The sequence below is a fragment of the Variovorax sp. 38R genome (genome assembly GCF_014843395.1).
Taxonomy (GTDB): domain Bacteria; phylum Pseudomonadota; class Gammaproteobacteria; order Burkholderiales; family Burkholderiaceae_C; genus Variovorax; species Variovorax paradoxus_H.
Window position 1 is genome coordinate 1,495,033 of sequence record NZ_CP062121.1, and the last position, 13,491, is coordinate 1,508,523.

The window sequence follows — 13,491 nt, forward strand, 5'->3', positions numbered from 1 at the left end:
ATAGAACCCAAGGGCCTTAATGATGGCATGCTGCGGGGGAAGGCCATCGGCCGCGTGGCGTCGATGACTGGATGAAACCAGAAGTGACACGCCAGGACAACCACGAAAGGAGCCATTCGTGTTGAAGGATGACAAGAGTCCGAGGGCACTGGCTGCCCTGTCCGATGAAGCCTTGATCGACGCCGTGCAGCGGCAGACCTTCCGTTATTTCTGGGACGGTGCGGAGGCCGACAGCGGCCTGGCGCTCGACCGCCGCACGCTCGTCGGCGCCACGGGCGAGGACCTGGCCGACGACAGGGTCGCGATCGGCGGCACGGGCTTCGGCATCATGGCCCTGATCGTCGCGGTGGAGCGCGGCTGGGTCACGCGGGACGCCGCGCTGGAGCGCCTGGGCCGCATGCGGGACGCCCTCTTTCGCGCCAGGCGCTACCACGGCGCCTTTCCCCACTTCATGGACGCAGCGAGCGGCGAGACGATCCCGATGAGCCCCAAGGACGACGCGGGCGATCTGGTCGAGACCTCGTTTCTCTGCATGGGCCTGCTCTGCGCGCGCCAGTATTTCAACGACGACACGGCCATGGCGCGCCGGTTGCGCGCCGACATCGACACGCTGTGGCACGAGGTCGAATGGAACTGGTTCACCCAGGGCGGTCGGGACGTGCTGTACTGGCACTGGAGCCCGAACCACGGCTGGGCGATGAACCATGAAGTGCGCGGCTGGAACGAGTGCCTCATCACCTACCTGCTGGCCGCGGCCGCGCCGCACCATGCGATCGATCCGCGGGTGTACCACCGCGGCTTCGCGGCGGGGCCCGGTTTCCTCAACGGCAGTTCGTACTACGGCATCGAGATCCCGCTGGGCATGCCGTACGCCGGCCCGCTGTTCTTCACGCACTACTCGTTCTGCGGCCTCGATCCGCGCGGCCTGAAGGACCGCTACGCCGACTACTGGGATCTCAACAGCCGCCACGTGCAGATCAACCGTGCCCACTGCGTTGCCAATCCCCGGGGCTTTCCGGGCTACGGCGAATCGTGCTGGGGCCTGACCGCGAGCGACGACCCCGACGGCTATCTCGCGCACGACCCGAGCAATGACAACGGCACCATCTCGCCGACGGCCGCGCTGGCCAGCCTGCCGTATGCGCCCGCCGAGGTGATGCGGGTGCTGCGGCATTTCCTCACCGTGCATGGCGAGCGGGTGTGGAGGGACTATGGCTTCGTCGATGCCTTCTGCGAGGCGCGCGGCTGGTTCGCGGACACCTACCTTGCCATTGACCAGGGCCCGATCGTCGTGATGATGGAGAACCATCGCACGGGCCTTCTGTGGAAACTGTTCATGAGCGTGCCCGAAGTGCAGGCCGGGCTGCGCCGCCTGGACTTCAGCAGCCCGCATCTCGGGTCGCCCGCACCGTGACCTTCAGCGTGGCGAGCCAGCAAGACCCGGCTTTCGAGCCATGGCTCGAAAGGCAGCTGTCCCATTCGGCGAGCGCGATGCTGGCCAGCATCTCGCCGGTGTCGCTCGTCAAGCATCGCCCGGGCTTCGGTCAGACCCTACGGCCGCTGGTCGGCGCTGTCGTCGCCTCGCCGGTGCTTGGCAATTACGACCCGGACCCGGACTACTTCTTTCATTGGTTCCGCGACTCTGCGGTCGTCATCGATGCACTGCGCCTGCTCTACGTGGAGCGACGCATCGGCGACGAAGCCCTGCAGCATCTGCGCGATTTCACCCGCTTCAGCCTTGCCTTGAATGGACTCGATGGCCGCGCAGTTGCCGCGGTGCAGGGCCGCAGAGCGCGCGTGGCTCCCGAACTCCTGCAGTACCTGCGCGAGGACCATGACCTCGCGCGCATCCACGGCGATGCGGTCGTTGCCGAGACGCGGGTGAACCCCGACGGCACGCTCGACACCCTCCGGTGGGCGCGCCCCCAGCACGACGGGCCGCCATTGCGCGCGCTGTCGCTGCTGCGCTGGGCGGCCGCAGGGCACCTCGACGCGGCCCTGCTGGCGGAAGTCACGCCGTTGATCCGCTTCGACATCGACTTCACGCTGCGTCACTGGCGCGAGCCGTCGTATGACATCTGGGAGGAGGAAAGCGGCCATCACTACTACACGCTGCGCGTCGCGGGGGCCGCGCTGGCCGAAGGCGCGGCATGGCTGGAGGGCCTGGGCGACACGACGCAGGCGCAGCGCTGCCGGGAGGAATCGCAGGCCGTGCTGCGCCTGCTCGACGACTACTGGGTAGATGAACGAGACGAGCAAGATGATCGCGACGCGACGCGCGGCTATTACCGTTCACGCGTGCTGGCGGACGACCGGCCCAGTCCGAAGGCGCTGGACATCGCGGTGATCCTCTCGGCAATCCACAGCCTCGGCACCGAGGCTGCCCATGGACCGGCCGATCCGCGCATGCAGGCCACGCTGGCGCGACTCGATGCGCTCTTCGATGCGGCCTATCCCATCAACCACGGCCGTGCAGCAGGCCGTGGCGCGGCGATGGGGCGGTACGCGGGCGACGTGTATTGCTCGGGCGGCGCGTACTACTTCTCGACGCTCGGCGCCGCCGAGTTCTGTTTCCGCGCCGCGGCGATGGGCGGCGATGCACGCCAGTGGCTCGAACGCGGTGATGCCTACCTCGCCACCGTGCGCGCGTACACGCCGGACAGCGGCGATCTGTCGGAACAGTTCGACCAGCGCAGCGGCGCGCAGACCTCGGCCAAGCAACTGGCCTGGAGCCACGCCGCATTCATTTCGTGTGCCTCGGCGCGCCGCATCGCGGGTGCCGCCTGTCAGGCGCCGCGAGGGCGATGAGCACGAGGCCGGAGACCCGCGTCGAGCCGGTTGCAAAGGCGGGTGTCTTCCGTCAGGCCAGCGAGTTGCTCGGTGCCTTGCGCGTGTCCCCGGTCGCGAAAACGCTTGTCGCGCTGATGGCCGCGATCGTCGTGGTCGTCGCGCTCACGGCGTATGGGCAGATCGAGCTCAACAGCTGGAACAAGCCGTTCTACGATGCGATCTCGCGCCGCGACCTGAGCGAATTCGTCGTGCAGGTCGGCGTCTTCGCGGTCATTGCGGGCGTGCTGCTGGTCTTGAACGTCGCGCAGAGGTGGCTGGGCGAAACCTTGCAGTTGAAGCTGCGCGAGGCCGTGGTCAATGACGTCGTGGGGCTGTGGCTGCAGCCGCGCCGGGCGTTCTGGCTGCAGGCCAGCGGCCCGATGGGGGCCCATCCGGATCAGCGCATGCACGACGACACGCTGAAGCTGTGCGATCTGTCGGTCACCCTCGGCGTGGGCCTGCTGCAGGCCACGATGCTGTTCGGCAGCTTTGCGAGCGTGCTGTGGGTCATCTCCAAGGACTTCAGCCTCTTCTTCGACGGCAAGGACCACGTGTTGCCAGGCTTCATGTTGTGGGCGGCGATTGTCTATGCGATCGCCGGCTCGCTGCTCACCTACTGGGTCGGCAGCGGCCTGATCTCGCGCAACGCCGAGCGCTATGCACGTGAAGGCGAATTGCGCTTCTCGCTGACGCGCATCAACGAGCATCTCGACGGCATCTCCCTGGCGGGCGGCGAGGCCGACGAGAAGCGTCGCGTCGCCATGCATTTCGGCGACGTCCTGCGCGCCACGTCGCGTGTGGTGCTCGGGCTGACCAACCTGACCTGGGTCACCGCGGGCTTCGGCTGGGTCACCATCATCGCGCCGACGCTGGTGGCCGCCCCCCTCTACTTCTCGGGGAAGGTTTCGTTCGGTGGCTTGATGATGGCTGCCGCGGCCTTCACGCAGGCGCAGTCGTCGCTGCGCTGGTTCGTCGACAACTTCAGCATCATTGCCGACTGGCGCGCCACGCTGCTGCGTGTCACCGACCTGCGCCGGATGCTGGCCTCTGATCTGGAGGCACAGGCAGGCGGCAGCCGCATCGCCTACGAGGAGGGCGATGCCGGGGCGCTTGCGATCGAAGCGCTCGAGGTTCGCTCCTGGACCGGCCACGATCGGCTGGATGTCCCGAGTCTGGTCGTGCACCGCGGTCAGCGCGTCTTGATCCTCGGCACACCGGGCACCGAGAAGACCTTGCTGTTCCGGGCGCTCGCGGGCCTCTGGCCCTGGGGCTGCGGCACCGTGCGCCGGCCCGTCGGCGAGACGATCCACTACATGCCGCGCGGCACGCCCTACATTCCCCGCGGCACGCTGGCCGAAGTGCTGTCGTATGCGATGGAGCCGTCGACCTACCCGAGAGAAGCCATGGTGGCCGCACTGGCGAGCGTGGGCCTCCAGCGTCTGGAACCATTGCTGAACAAGACGGGTCGCTGGGAAAGCGAGCTCAGCATGGACGAGCAGTTGCGGCTGGGCTTCGCCCGCGTGGTGCTGCAGGCACCGCCCTGGCTGGTGATGGACGAGGCCTTCGGCGCATTCGACGACGACACGCTCGAACTCATCATCAACCTGCTGGGCAAGCTCACGCAGACGGGGATCATCCACATAGGCTCGGCCGGCGAGGCGCACGACCGGCTGTTCACGCAGGTGGTGCATCTGGTCAAAGCGCCGAACGCAGTGCCCGAGGAGCCGCGACCATGAGACACCCCGGGTCAACCGTCAGTCGTGCGCGTCGCGCCCTCATGCGGCTGGTTCTTGCGCTGCCCGCGTGGCCCACCTGGTCCTGGGCGGCGGATTTCGGCTTCCGGCCACCGCGCGATCCTGACGATGCCACCGCGGCGGACCTGATGCGTGATCTGGCCGAGCGCATCTTGCCGGTGTACCAGGAGGCGGACACCGATGTCTTCCTGGCCAACCTGACCGCCCTGCAGATCGTCAGTGGCGCCTACCGTGCGGCCTACGACAGCAGCGCGGCCCTGCGCGGTCGCCGCCAGGGCAAGCCGTTCGACGGGCTGGTCGAGCGTGCGATCCTCGACGGCATCTATGCGCATGCGCGGATGCTCGAAGTGGACCAGCGCCTCGGCTTCGCCGAAACCTATGCGCGCTCGTTCCGCGAGCTGGTGTCGCCGCTCGACAACGCGCAAGCCCAGGCCATCATGGCGCGGCTCGAAACCCCGCTGGCGGTGTACAGGGAGCCGCTGCGTCAGGCGTTCGATCTCTGGCGCGCGAAGGGCAGCCTCCCCCAGGCCGATGCGCTGGCGCTCGTGCGAACCTGGCTGTCGTACCAGTCGCGTCGCAGCTTCCGTGCGCTGCTGCCCGAATTGTTCGCGGCGGAAAACCGCAACCGCTACGTGGCGGAAGCTGACGTCAGGATTTCCGTGCGCGGGGGTGTCATCCATGCCAGCCTGGTCCGGCCCGGCCGCGCGAACGCAGCCTTGCCGACGCTGCTGCGCTTCACGCTCGACCCCGCCGAAGACGACGCACAGCACAGCGCCGCCAAAGGCTACGTCGGCGTCACGGCGTACGTACGCGGCCGCACGCCCGACGGCAAGGGCGCCGTATGGCCGTTCGTTCGCGACGGCGAAGACGCCGCCGCCGTCATCGACTGGATTGCCCGGCAGGCGTGGAGCGACGGCCGCGTCGCCATGCTCGGCGACGGCTACTCCGGCTACGCGGCCTGGGCCGCCGCCCGCAGGAGACCGGCTGCCCTCAAGGCCATCGCCACGATCGCGCCGATGGCGCCGGGCATCGACTTTCCGATGGCCGGACAAATCTTCCGCAACGCCATGGTCCGCTGGGCGCAGGCGCACGCGACGGCCGAGCCCCTGCGGGTTGGCGTCGACGCCGACGCCAGCCCGGACGCCGTGTGGCAGGCACTCGACGCGCGCTGGCACCGTGGCAATCGCCCCTACTGGGACATAGACCGCGTCTTGCTGGGCAAGCGCAGCAGGCTGATCCGGACCTGGCTGACGCACCCGAGCCATGATCGCTACTGGCAGAAGTTCTTGCCGTCGGCGGAGCAGTTTGCGCGCATCGACATCCCGGTGCTCAGCTTCGCCGGCTACTACGGCGCCGACGCCGGCGCGCTCTACTTCCACCACGAGCATCGTCGCAACCGGCCGCAGGCCGACACGACGCTGCTGCTCGGCCCCTACGACACGGCTTCGATCCGGCGCGGCACGGCGCCGACGCTGCGCGGCTACACGCTCGACCCCGTCGCACGCGTCGACCTGCCCGAGCTGCGCTACCAATGGCTCGACCACATCCTGAAGGGCGCGAACAAGCCTTCCCTGCTGATGGATCGCGTCAACTACCAGGTGATGGGCGCGGACCAATGGCGCCATGCGCCGACGCTGGACGCGCCGCAGCGCACCCGGCTGCGCTTCTACCTCGACACCCGCGAGCGCGACGACCCGCACCGCCTGTTGCCGTCGCCGTCCGAAGGCGGTGGTAACGTGCGGCTCTCGGTCGATCTCGCCGATCGACGCGACGTGCGCACTCCGTGGCCGGACACGCTGCGCGTGAACCAACTGCCGGCGCGCAACAGCATCAGCTTTGTCAGTGATCCGCTGCCGGAGGACACCGAGATCGTCGGCAGCCTGCGCGGCGTGTTCGACATCACGCCTTCGCGGCAGGACGTGGACTTCAACATCTCGTTGTACGAACAGACGGCAAGCGGCGAATACCAGCTGCTGTTCGATCCCTACGACTTCCGCGCCAGCTACGCAGGCCATCGCGTGCGTCGCCGGCTTCTTCGGGCCGGCGAGCGGCAGTTGCTTGCGTTCACCGCCGAACGCGTGACGGCTTGCAGGCTTGCGGCAGGCAGTCGCATCGTGCTGATGATCAGCCTCAACAGGCGCCCCGACCGGCAGATCAACTACGGCAGCGGCAAGGACGTGAATTCGGAAACCATTGCCGACGCGAAGTGGCCCGTCCGAGTGCGCTGGCATGCGCGCAGCTACGTCGAGATCCAGACCGGCAAGTCTTGATGGCTCATCGTGGCGTCGGACCTTTGTCGTTCACGGCACCGATGACGACACCTTCGCAAGGTGCCAGCACCAGGGGCCCCTCGATGAACTCGGCGCGCGCAGCATCGGTCGATGCCAGCACGATCGACTGGCGCGGCATCAACGCCGGTGAAATCGGCGCCGGGGTGGCGCCGAAGTTGAGGAGCACCACCAGCCGCTGTCCTTCGCCGTTGCGCGCATAGGCGAGCACCTCGCCCTCGGCTTCGAGCGCTTCGTAGTTGCCCCGGTTCAGCGCAGGGTGCGCGCGGCGCAATGCGATGAGGCGCCGGTAGAGCGCCAGCATCGATCCCGCGTCGTGCGATTGCGCTTCCACATGGTTCGTGGGCCAGTCGGCTGCCAGGCGCAGCCACGGCGTACCGGTCGTGAAGCCCGCGTGCTCTGCTGCGCTCCACTGCATCGGTGTTCGCTCCGGGTCGCGCCCCAGGCCCATGCCGGGCTTGTTCTTCTCGAACGGGTCCTGCACTTCATCGACGGGAATGGGGACGTCCGCCATGCCGATCTCGTCGCCGTAGTAGAGCGTCGGCGTGCCGCGCAGCGTGAGCAGCAGCATGGCCGCGAGCCGCGCCATCTGCGGCCCGACGCGGCTCGCAATGCGGGATCTGTCGTGGTTGCCCAGCACCCAGTTCGGCTGGGCGCCGGCGGGCAAGGCGGCTTCGTAGTCGCGCACGAAGCGGTCGATGCGCGCCGCCTGCCACTCGGTCGCGATCAGCTGGAAGTTGAAGGGAAGTTGCACGCCTTCGAGCACACCTGCGGCGTTGAGTCCGTAGTAGGCGACCAGGCGCGGGAGCGGCAGGTAGAGCTCGCCGATCAGCACGCGCGACGAGCGTGTGTCGCTGAATGCGTCGACCACGCGGCGCATCTCGGCCACGATCGGCTGCACCTCCGGCAGGTCGGTGTTGTAGAGCATCAGCCAGCGAAAAAACGGGTCTTGGCCTTCGACGAAGTCGGGGTTCGGCGGGTTGTCGCGGAACTGCGCGTCCTTGATGATCTGAGAGAGCACGTCGACGCGGAATCCGTCGACGCCGCGCCGAAGCCAGAAGCGCAACACCTCGTACATCGCGGCCCGCACTTCGGGGTTGCGCCAGTTGAGGTCGGGCTGCTCCTTCAGGAACGAATGGCCGTAGTACTGGCCGGTGGTCGCATCGAGGGTCCAGGCCGGGCCGCCGAAATTGCCGAGCCAGTTGTTGGGCGGCCCGCCGTCCGGCGCCGGGTCGCGCCAGATGTACCAGTCGCGTCGCGGATCGCCGCGTGCGCTGCGGCTGCGCACAAACCACGGATGCCGGTCCGACGTGTGGTTGGGCACGAAGTCCAGGATGAGCTTGAGCCCTCTCGCGTGCGCCTCCTGCACCAGCGCATCGAAGCCGTCCAGCGTGCCGAAGCGCGGATCGATGTCGCAAAAATCGGAGATGTCGTAGCCGAAGTCGGCCATCGGCGAGGGATAGATCGGCGAGATCCAGACGGCATCGACGCCGAGCGAGACCAGGTGATCCAGCCGGGCGCGAATTCCGCCCAGGTCTCCGATGCCATCGCCGTTGCTGTCCTGAAACGAGCGCGGATAGACCTGATAGACGATTCCGCGCTTCCACCAGTCGTCGCCTGACATCTTGATCCCCTCATGGTCGGTTTCGATCGGGTCCATTGTCTCCATGAAGTCTGCAGGGCATCACTGCGCTGTGGTCAATACCGGTTGCGCCACTGTCATGAGCGCGCCCGCTGCCCGCCGAAAGCAGCCGTTCCTCAGGCAAATTGCGCCAACCCGTGCCCGACGGACCAGTTCTCTTTGGGGGCATCGGCGATGGTCACAAAAATATCCTCCGGACGTATCCCCGGACTCTCGGCCAGCAACTGCGCGATGCGCTGGAACAGTGCCTTCTTCTGCTGCGCGGTACGCGTGTTGAAGACGGTGATCTGGACGTAAAGGAGATCGTCGCTGCGCGCGACGTCAAAGGCCCCTCCATATCGAAAGTTGGCCGCGTCGTGCTCGGTGATCGTCATGAACTGATCGTCTTGCGGCACGTTCAACGCGTCACGTAGGGCGCGATAGAGGCTGTCGAAGATCGCCTGCCGGTAGGCCTCTGGCTTTCCCGCGCGCATTGAGATGTGAATGATCGGCATCGCTACTCCAGGTCATGGGGGAACAACGGATGTTATGTATTCTGATTTGCTATTGATACTTATCTCAATAACAATCTTTCGTCATGATTGATCGCCCGCTGGATCTCGACGCTGTTCAGGCCTTCGTTCGCATCACCGAACTGGGCAGCTTCACGCGCGCTGCCGAAGTCATGCAGACCACGCAGGCAGGGATCAGCCAAAAACTGAAACGTCTTGAAGACAGGTTGGGCTGCCGGCTTCTGGAGCGAACCCCCCGGCACGTGGAGCTGTCGGCGCGGGGTGCCGCCTTCCTTGGGCATGCCCGAGAACTCCTGGCGGTCCACGATCGCGCGCTGGTGGCCTTTGCGAGCGCCCGCCAGCGACTGACCATCGGCATCAGCGACCACGTGGCGGGACCGGAGTTGCCCGCGCTGATCGCCCGCATGAACGCGCAAGACGCGCAGCTGCTGATCGACATTCGGATCGGCTCGTCGGGCGATCTGCTCCAGAGCTTCGACCGACGGGAACTCGATACCGTCATCGTCCGGCTGCATGCCGGGCGCACTGACGGGGAGCTTCTGACAGAGGAGCGCTTCGGTTGGTTCGCCGCGGCGGGCTGGCAGCACCGTGGGGGTGAGCCACTGCCGCTGGCCACGATGGCGGAGCCCTGCGGGGTGCGCGCGCTGGCGGGGCAGCTCCTGGATGCGGCCGGCATCCCGTGGACCGAGGTTTTTGTGGGGGGCGGCGTCGCAGCCGTCGCAGCGGCGGTGATGGCCGGACTGGGGGTCGCGGCGTTGGCACCGCGCATGCTGCCCCTGGGCTGCGTCGACGTGGGCACCAAACTCGGTCTGCCCGACTTGCCGCGCTTGCCTGTTCTGCTGCACTCCAGGGTCCGGGAGGGTCGACCACGCGATGCCGTGGACGCCCTTTCTGCGGCGTTCAGGAGCGTGGCGAGAAGCTAAGCCGTTCGCCAGTTTGAGCAAGGCAAATGACAAGAGGCGGGCCGAACGTCCGATGGCCTTGGTGCACTGCGGCGACTGCGCGAATGTCTGGTCATGGCCGACTGTAGCCAGCGCTTCTGATTGGCCACAAATGAAGGCCCGCCAAATTACGTCGGACTTCCCGGCAACGCACCGAGCTGCTGCATGAGACCCAGCGTGTCCATGAGAATTCGAGTGGATTTGACCTTCGCTCCCTCGAAGCGGTCGATGACCATGCCCGAGACATGGACCGACCTCTGCGTAGGAGGAATTCCAAAGAATGCGCCCTGATGCGTTCCGTGCCACACAAAGCGCGTCAGGACCCGGTTGTCTTCTGCCATCTGCTCTTCAACATCCCAGCGCATATCGGGAAACGCCAGTCGCAGCGCAACCAACGTTTCCTTGAGGCCGGCAAGGCCAGGACCTTGCCCTGGCAACGGGGCCTCTTCCACCATGTCGGTGTGAAAGTAGTCGCCGGTCGCGGCAATGTCGCCGAGCGAGAGTACCCGGTAGAGGAACTCTTTCACAACTGCCTTGTTCTGTTCGAGCACGATATTCCCCTGGGGGTACAGAGTCGAGGTTTCGCATGATATCGGTTGCGTTCAGCGGAGCGCAGTATCAAGAATGAAAGCGCGCACGACTCTCGCTATTCCTGCGAGCCCGAGGCGCCAGCATCGAGGACAAGTCAATGAGTACGGACAGCCGCATCATCGTTTCGCTCGACTTCCCTACCGCCGCATTGGCGGCAAACCTCGTGAAGCAACTGGGCGCAGCGACGACGTTCTACAAGGTAGGCCTGCAGCTGCTGACGGCGGCAGGACCTTCGGTCGTCCGCGAGCTCGTGGATGCAGGGAAAAGTGTTTTCCTGGACCTCAAACTGCTGGAAATTCCAAGCTCGGTGGCTGGCGCGGTCACCGCAGCCGGACATCTGGGTGCTTCGATGGTGACTGTGCACGCCTCCGGCGGTTCCGCCGTGCTTCGCTCGGCAGTTCAGGCCGCGAGCCAGTTCCCTCGACTGAAGATTCTTGCGCTCACCGTCATCACCAGCATGAGTGACCAGGACTTGGCAGAAGTCGGCGTCGCCTCGACGGTTCCGGAGCAGGTCGTGCGACTGGGCCGTCTTGCAGCCGCAGCCGGTTGCCATGGCGTCGTCTCGTCGCCGTTGGAGGCGAGGCTGCTTCGTGAGGTCCTGCCACCTGGTGCCCTTGTCGTGACGCCAGGCACGCAGCTCTCAGGCAACGAACAGAATGACCACGCACGAGCTGCGACTCCCGCGCAGGCCATCGAGGCTGGCGCGACGCACGTGGTCATCGGCCGCCCCATATCGCGTGCCTTGAATCCCGCCGCCGTGTTCGCGGCCGTGCGCGCTGAGCTGGCCACCGCCATCCCGCAACGCTGAAGCGGCCAGGAGCTTCAGCGGAAACGTGGGTCACATCTGCGCGGAAATCAACCGGCCGCTTACAAGCGCCGTACGCACGACACAGCGCCATACAAGCAACTGCACAGTTGCCTTCACAGTGCTCTTCCGCCGTCGCCGGCGCCGTTGCTACGGTGTTCGCGCAGGCCACCCCACAACGCCCTTCGGTCACCTTGCCGAGGGGTCTCGGAGCACAAGTCGTGTCGTCACAGAAAAAGAACGCCGCCTTCCGCGTCTGGATCTCGGGCCACCGCCTCCCGGCGTGGCTGTGGAGCGCAGGAAGAAGCAGGCCTCGTTCGCGGACACCGGCCGGATCTGGCGCGCAGAAAAGTAGCGCTTTTTAGTTAATGCCATGTAACGCCATCGGGCGTTACCGACAGGCCAACCCAGCGCTTGGACGCACGCGCACGGCTGAACGCATGCCGACTGCGCGACGTCAGAGGGGAATGTCATGTTCACCCGCTACGCCATCCGCACGCTGCTGTGCATTGCCGCCGTGCCCGCCATTTCCGAGGAGCCCGCACCCATCCATGGCCGCATGTTTCTGAGCAAAGCCGAGATCGAGACCACCTTGATCGGCAAGCCCATCGTTTCAAGCAATCTGTCGACCGGCATGGTCTCGCGCTGGCAGTTCTATTCGGACGGCCGCGTCGACTTTGCCAATCAAAGCGGGCCCGGCAAGGCGTCGGGCAAGTGGGTTCTCAACGCCGACGGCTCGATGTGCGTGACGATGATTTCCCGAACCGGGTGCCGCTACTGGTTCAGGAACGAAAAAGACGGCGCCATTGCGAACGCCAAGACCAGGGAGCCGAATGCGCCGACCGTGGCTGAGATACGGTTCGAGTGATGGTGCGAGCGACCCGGGAGGTGTTCACAAGCTACCCCACAGATACACCGATTTCTGTTCGGCAATCGCCTGCTTGGCGAGTCTTTGAAGATCCAACACCACAGGTCGCAGTTCGTCCGCATCGACCTGAAGCTCCTCGGTTTCGGCCCACTGATGCAATGCGGCCTCAAGTGCCGAGTGCTCGGCGTGAGCAAGAAGCTGGACCAGCCGATCTGGGAACCGAAAGAGCCAGGAGTCGCCTTCGTCGTCGCCACCTTCGTCGCTTTCCAACTCGTGCAGGTCTGCATCCCATTCCTTCCCTTCCAGGATGGCCCACAGAGTGCCTACTTCAAGGTCGGTGAGGCCCTTGTATGCAGCCGGGCGCACATGCGATGCAGTGGCCTTGCCCTGATCGTCCTCGCTCATCCTGTCCGCGTAGCGCGTGGCTTCTTCTTCGCTCGCAACGAAGAAATCGGAAAGTAATCCCATTGCATTTCCTCCTGTGTCTACGGTTCTAGCCGACTACGGCCGGCCGCCCTGGGCCGCTTCGACCAGGCCGAGCCTGGCGAGTGCCAACAAAAATTGCTCGTACTCTTGATCCTGCATGCCTTCGATGACGACAGCCACGGCGTGATACCACGGGTTGGGGTGTTCGCACTCAAAAGAGAAGCTGCAACTTAGCCGCGGAGCGCTGCAAGCGGTGCGTGCAGTGGCCAGAATCTCGTCGCAGGCCGAATCAACTTCATCGCGGCCGAATGCCTGCTCGATCAAACGGAAGGGGACACTGTGCGTTCGCTGCGATGCGTTCGCCGGCGCAGCATGGCGGGCGCGATTCAATTGATGATCTCCCCCATGCCAACGCGTATGCGCTCCCTCAGCTGCTGGATGTACGCCGCATCGAACGGCTCCCATGTCTCCAGCTCGCCGACGATCCGAAGCGGCTCGCGGCTGCGGTACGAGCGCGTGGGGTTGCCTGGAAACTTCTTGTCGGTGACGTTGGGGTCGTCCTCGAACACGCCCGTGGGTTCGACGATGTAGACGCGGCCACGACCGTCGCCCTTCGCTATTTCGGCCGCCAGCCCGGCGCCCTTGGGCCATGCGGTGAAGTAGATGTGGTTCATGACGACGCGGCCGTCGTAGTTCGAGCGGAAGCCTGCGGTGAGCAGGTCGCCCACCTGGAGGTCCGCCCGCGTTCCGTGGAAGTAGGGACCGGTGTCCAACACAGCCATCGCGGGTCGCTCCTTTGCGAAAAGGAAAAGCCGCGGAGTTTAGCCAGTGAGCG

At 65.8% G+C, this 13,491-nt stretch carries 13 protein-coding genes; 7 read left to right on the plus strand and 6 right to left on the minus strand.

From position 1 onward, the window contains the following. Positions 1-118 precede the first annotated feature (118 nt). Genes IG196_RS06570 through IG196_RS06585 form a run of 4 tightly spaced genes read left to right on the plus strand, consistent with a single transcriptional unit; the run spans position 119 to position 6,853 of the window. On the plus strand, positions 119-1,414 hold the full coding sequence (locus tag IG196_RS06570) for a glucoamylase family protein (RefSeq protein WP_192195493.1): 1,296 nt from the start codon (positions 119-121) through the stop codon (positions 1,412-1,414). Next, positions 1,411-2,808 (plus strand): glycoside hydrolase family 15 protein, encoded by a 1,398-nt coding sequence (locus IG196_RS06575; protein WP_192195494.1) that lies wholly within the window; start codon positions 1,411-1,413, stop codon positions 2,806-2,808. The genes IG196_RS06570 and IG196_RS06575 overlap by 4 nt, the downstream gene beginning before the upstream one ends. Then, positions 2,751-4,565, plus strand: a complete 1,815-nt coding sequence (locus tag IG196_RS06580; protein WP_225616941.1) for an ABC transporter ATP-binding protein/permease — start codon at positions 2,751-2,753, stop codon at positions 4,563-4,565. The genes IG196_RS06575 and IG196_RS06580 overlap by 58 nt, the downstream gene beginning before the upstream one ends. 41 nt (positions 4,566-4,606) lie before the next feature. Further along, on the plus strand, positions 4,607-6,853 hold the full coding sequence (locus tag IG196_RS06585) for a CocE/NonD family hydrolase (protein WP_225616942.1): 2,247 nt from the start codon (positions 4,607-4,609) through the stop codon (positions 6,851-6,853). 4 nt (positions 6,854-6,857) lie between these two features. Here the strand turns inward: IG196_RS06585 and IG196_RS06590 are convergent, their stop codons facing one another. Then, positions 6,858-8,495 carry an alpha-amylase family glycosyl hydrolase gene (locus tag IG196_RS06590; RefSeq protein WP_192196930.1) on the minus strand — a complete coding sequence of 546 codons (1,638 nt, stop codon included), beginning with the start codon at positions 8,493-8,495 and terminating at the stop codon, positions 6,858-6,860. A 134-nt stretch (positions 8,496-8,629) separates the two neighbouring features. Continuing rightward, the gene (locus IG196_RS06595; RefSeq protein WP_192195496.1) at positions 8,630-9,007 is read right to left on the minus strand and encodes a tautomerase family protein; all 378 of its coding nucleotides are present in this window, start codon (positions 9,005-9,007) and stop codon (positions 8,630-8,632) included. A gap of 83 nt (positions 9,008-9,090) precedes the next feature. On the opposite strand from IG196_RS06595, the gene IG196_RS06600 reads away from it, so the two are divergent. Further along, positions 9,091-9,948 carry a LysR family transcriptional regulator gene (locus tag IG196_RS06600; protein WP_192195497.1) on the plus strand — a complete coding sequence of 286 codons (858 nt, stop codon included), beginning with the start codon at positions 9,091-9,093 and terminating at the stop codon, positions 9,946-9,948. Positions 9,949-10,094: 146 nt separating this feature from the next. Here the strand turns inward: IG196_RS06600 and IG196_RS06605 are convergent, their stop codons facing one another. Then, a complete protein-coding gene (locus IG196_RS06605; protein WP_192195498.1) occupies positions 10,095-10,517 on the minus strand; it encodes an ester cyclase in 423 nt (140 codons plus the stop codon). A 137-nt stretch (positions 10,518-10,654) separates the two neighbouring features. On the opposite strand from IG196_RS06605, the gene pyrF reads away from it, so the two are divergent. Continuing rightward, entirely contained in the window at positions 10,655-11,365 is a 711-nt protein-coding gene (gene pyrF / locus IG196_RS06610; RefSeq protein ID WP_192195499.1) for an orotidine-5'-phosphate decarboxylase, read from the plus strand. A gap of 469 nt (positions 11,366-11,834) precedes the next feature. Continuing rightward, on the plus strand, positions 11,835-12,230 hold the full coding sequence (locus IG196_RS06615) for a hypothetical protein (RefSeq protein ID WP_101492727.1): 396 nt from the start codon (positions 11,835-11,837) through the stop codon (positions 12,228-12,230). Positions 12,231-12,254: 24 nt separating this feature from the next. Here IG196_RS06615 and IG196_RS06620 read toward each other — a convergent pair whose 3' ends face one another. From IG196_RS06620 to arr, 3 genes are read right to left on the minus strand one after another with little or no spacing between them, the layout of a single operon-like run. Continuing rightward, positions 12,255-12,698: a hypothetical protein gene (locus tag IG196_RS06620; protein ID WP_192195500.1), complete on the minus strand. Its 444-nt coding sequence runs from the start codon at positions 12,696-12,698 to the stop codon at positions 12,255-12,257. A 33-nt stretch (positions 12,699-12,731) separates the two neighbouring features. After that, positions 12,732-13,046 carry a hypothetical protein gene (locus IG196_RS06625; RefSeq protein WP_192195501.1) on the minus strand — a complete coding sequence of 105 codons (315 nt, stop codon included), beginning with the start codon at positions 13,044-13,046 and terminating at the stop codon, positions 12,732-12,734. Continuing rightward, a complete protein-coding gene (gene arr / locus IG196_RS06630) occupies positions 13,043-13,438 on the minus strand; it encodes an NAD(+)--rifampin ADP-ribosyltransferase (protein ID WP_192195502.1) in 396 nt (131 codons plus the stop codon). The genes IG196_RS06625 and arr overlap by 4 nt, the downstream gene beginning before the upstream one ends. Positions 13,439-13,491 lie beyond the last annotated feature (53 nt).

What these genes read in the sequence shown, in the direction of transcription:
- IG196_RS06585 (WP_225616942.1), top strand. Translation starts at nt 4,607, where the DNA reads ATGCGGCTGGTTCTTGCGCTGCCCGCGTGGCCCACCTGGTCCTGGGCG.
- IG196_RS06590 (WP_192196930.1), bottom strand. Translation starts at nt 8,495, where the DNA reads ATGTCAGGCGACGACTGGTGGAAGCGCGGAATCGTCTATCAGGTCTAT.
- IG196_RS06595 (WP_192195496.1), bottom strand. Translation starts at nt 9,007, where the DNA reads ATGCCGATCATTCACATCTCAATGCGCGCGGGAAAGCCAGAGGCCTAC.
- IG196_RS06600 (WP_192195497.1), top strand. Translation starts at nt 9,091, where the DNA reads ATGATTGATCGCCCGCTGGATCTCGACGCTGTTCAGGCCTTCGTTCGC.
- pyrF (WP_192195499.1), top strand. Translation starts at nt 10,655, where the DNA reads ATGAGTACGGACAGCCGCATCATCGTTTCGCTCGACTTCCCTACCGCC.
- IG196_RS06615 (WP_101492727.1), top strand. Translation starts at nt 11,835, where the DNA reads ATGTTCACCCGCTACGCCATCCGCACGCTGCTGTGCATTGCCGCCGTG.
- IG196_RS06620 (WP_192195500.1), bottom strand. Translation starts at nt 12,698, where the DNA reads ATGGGATTACTTTCCGATTTCTTCGTTGCGAGCGAAGAAGAAGCCACG.
- arr (WP_192195502.1), bottom strand. Translation starts at nt 13,438, where the DNA reads ATGGCTGTGTTGGACACCGGTCCCTACTTCCACGGAACGCGGGCGGAC.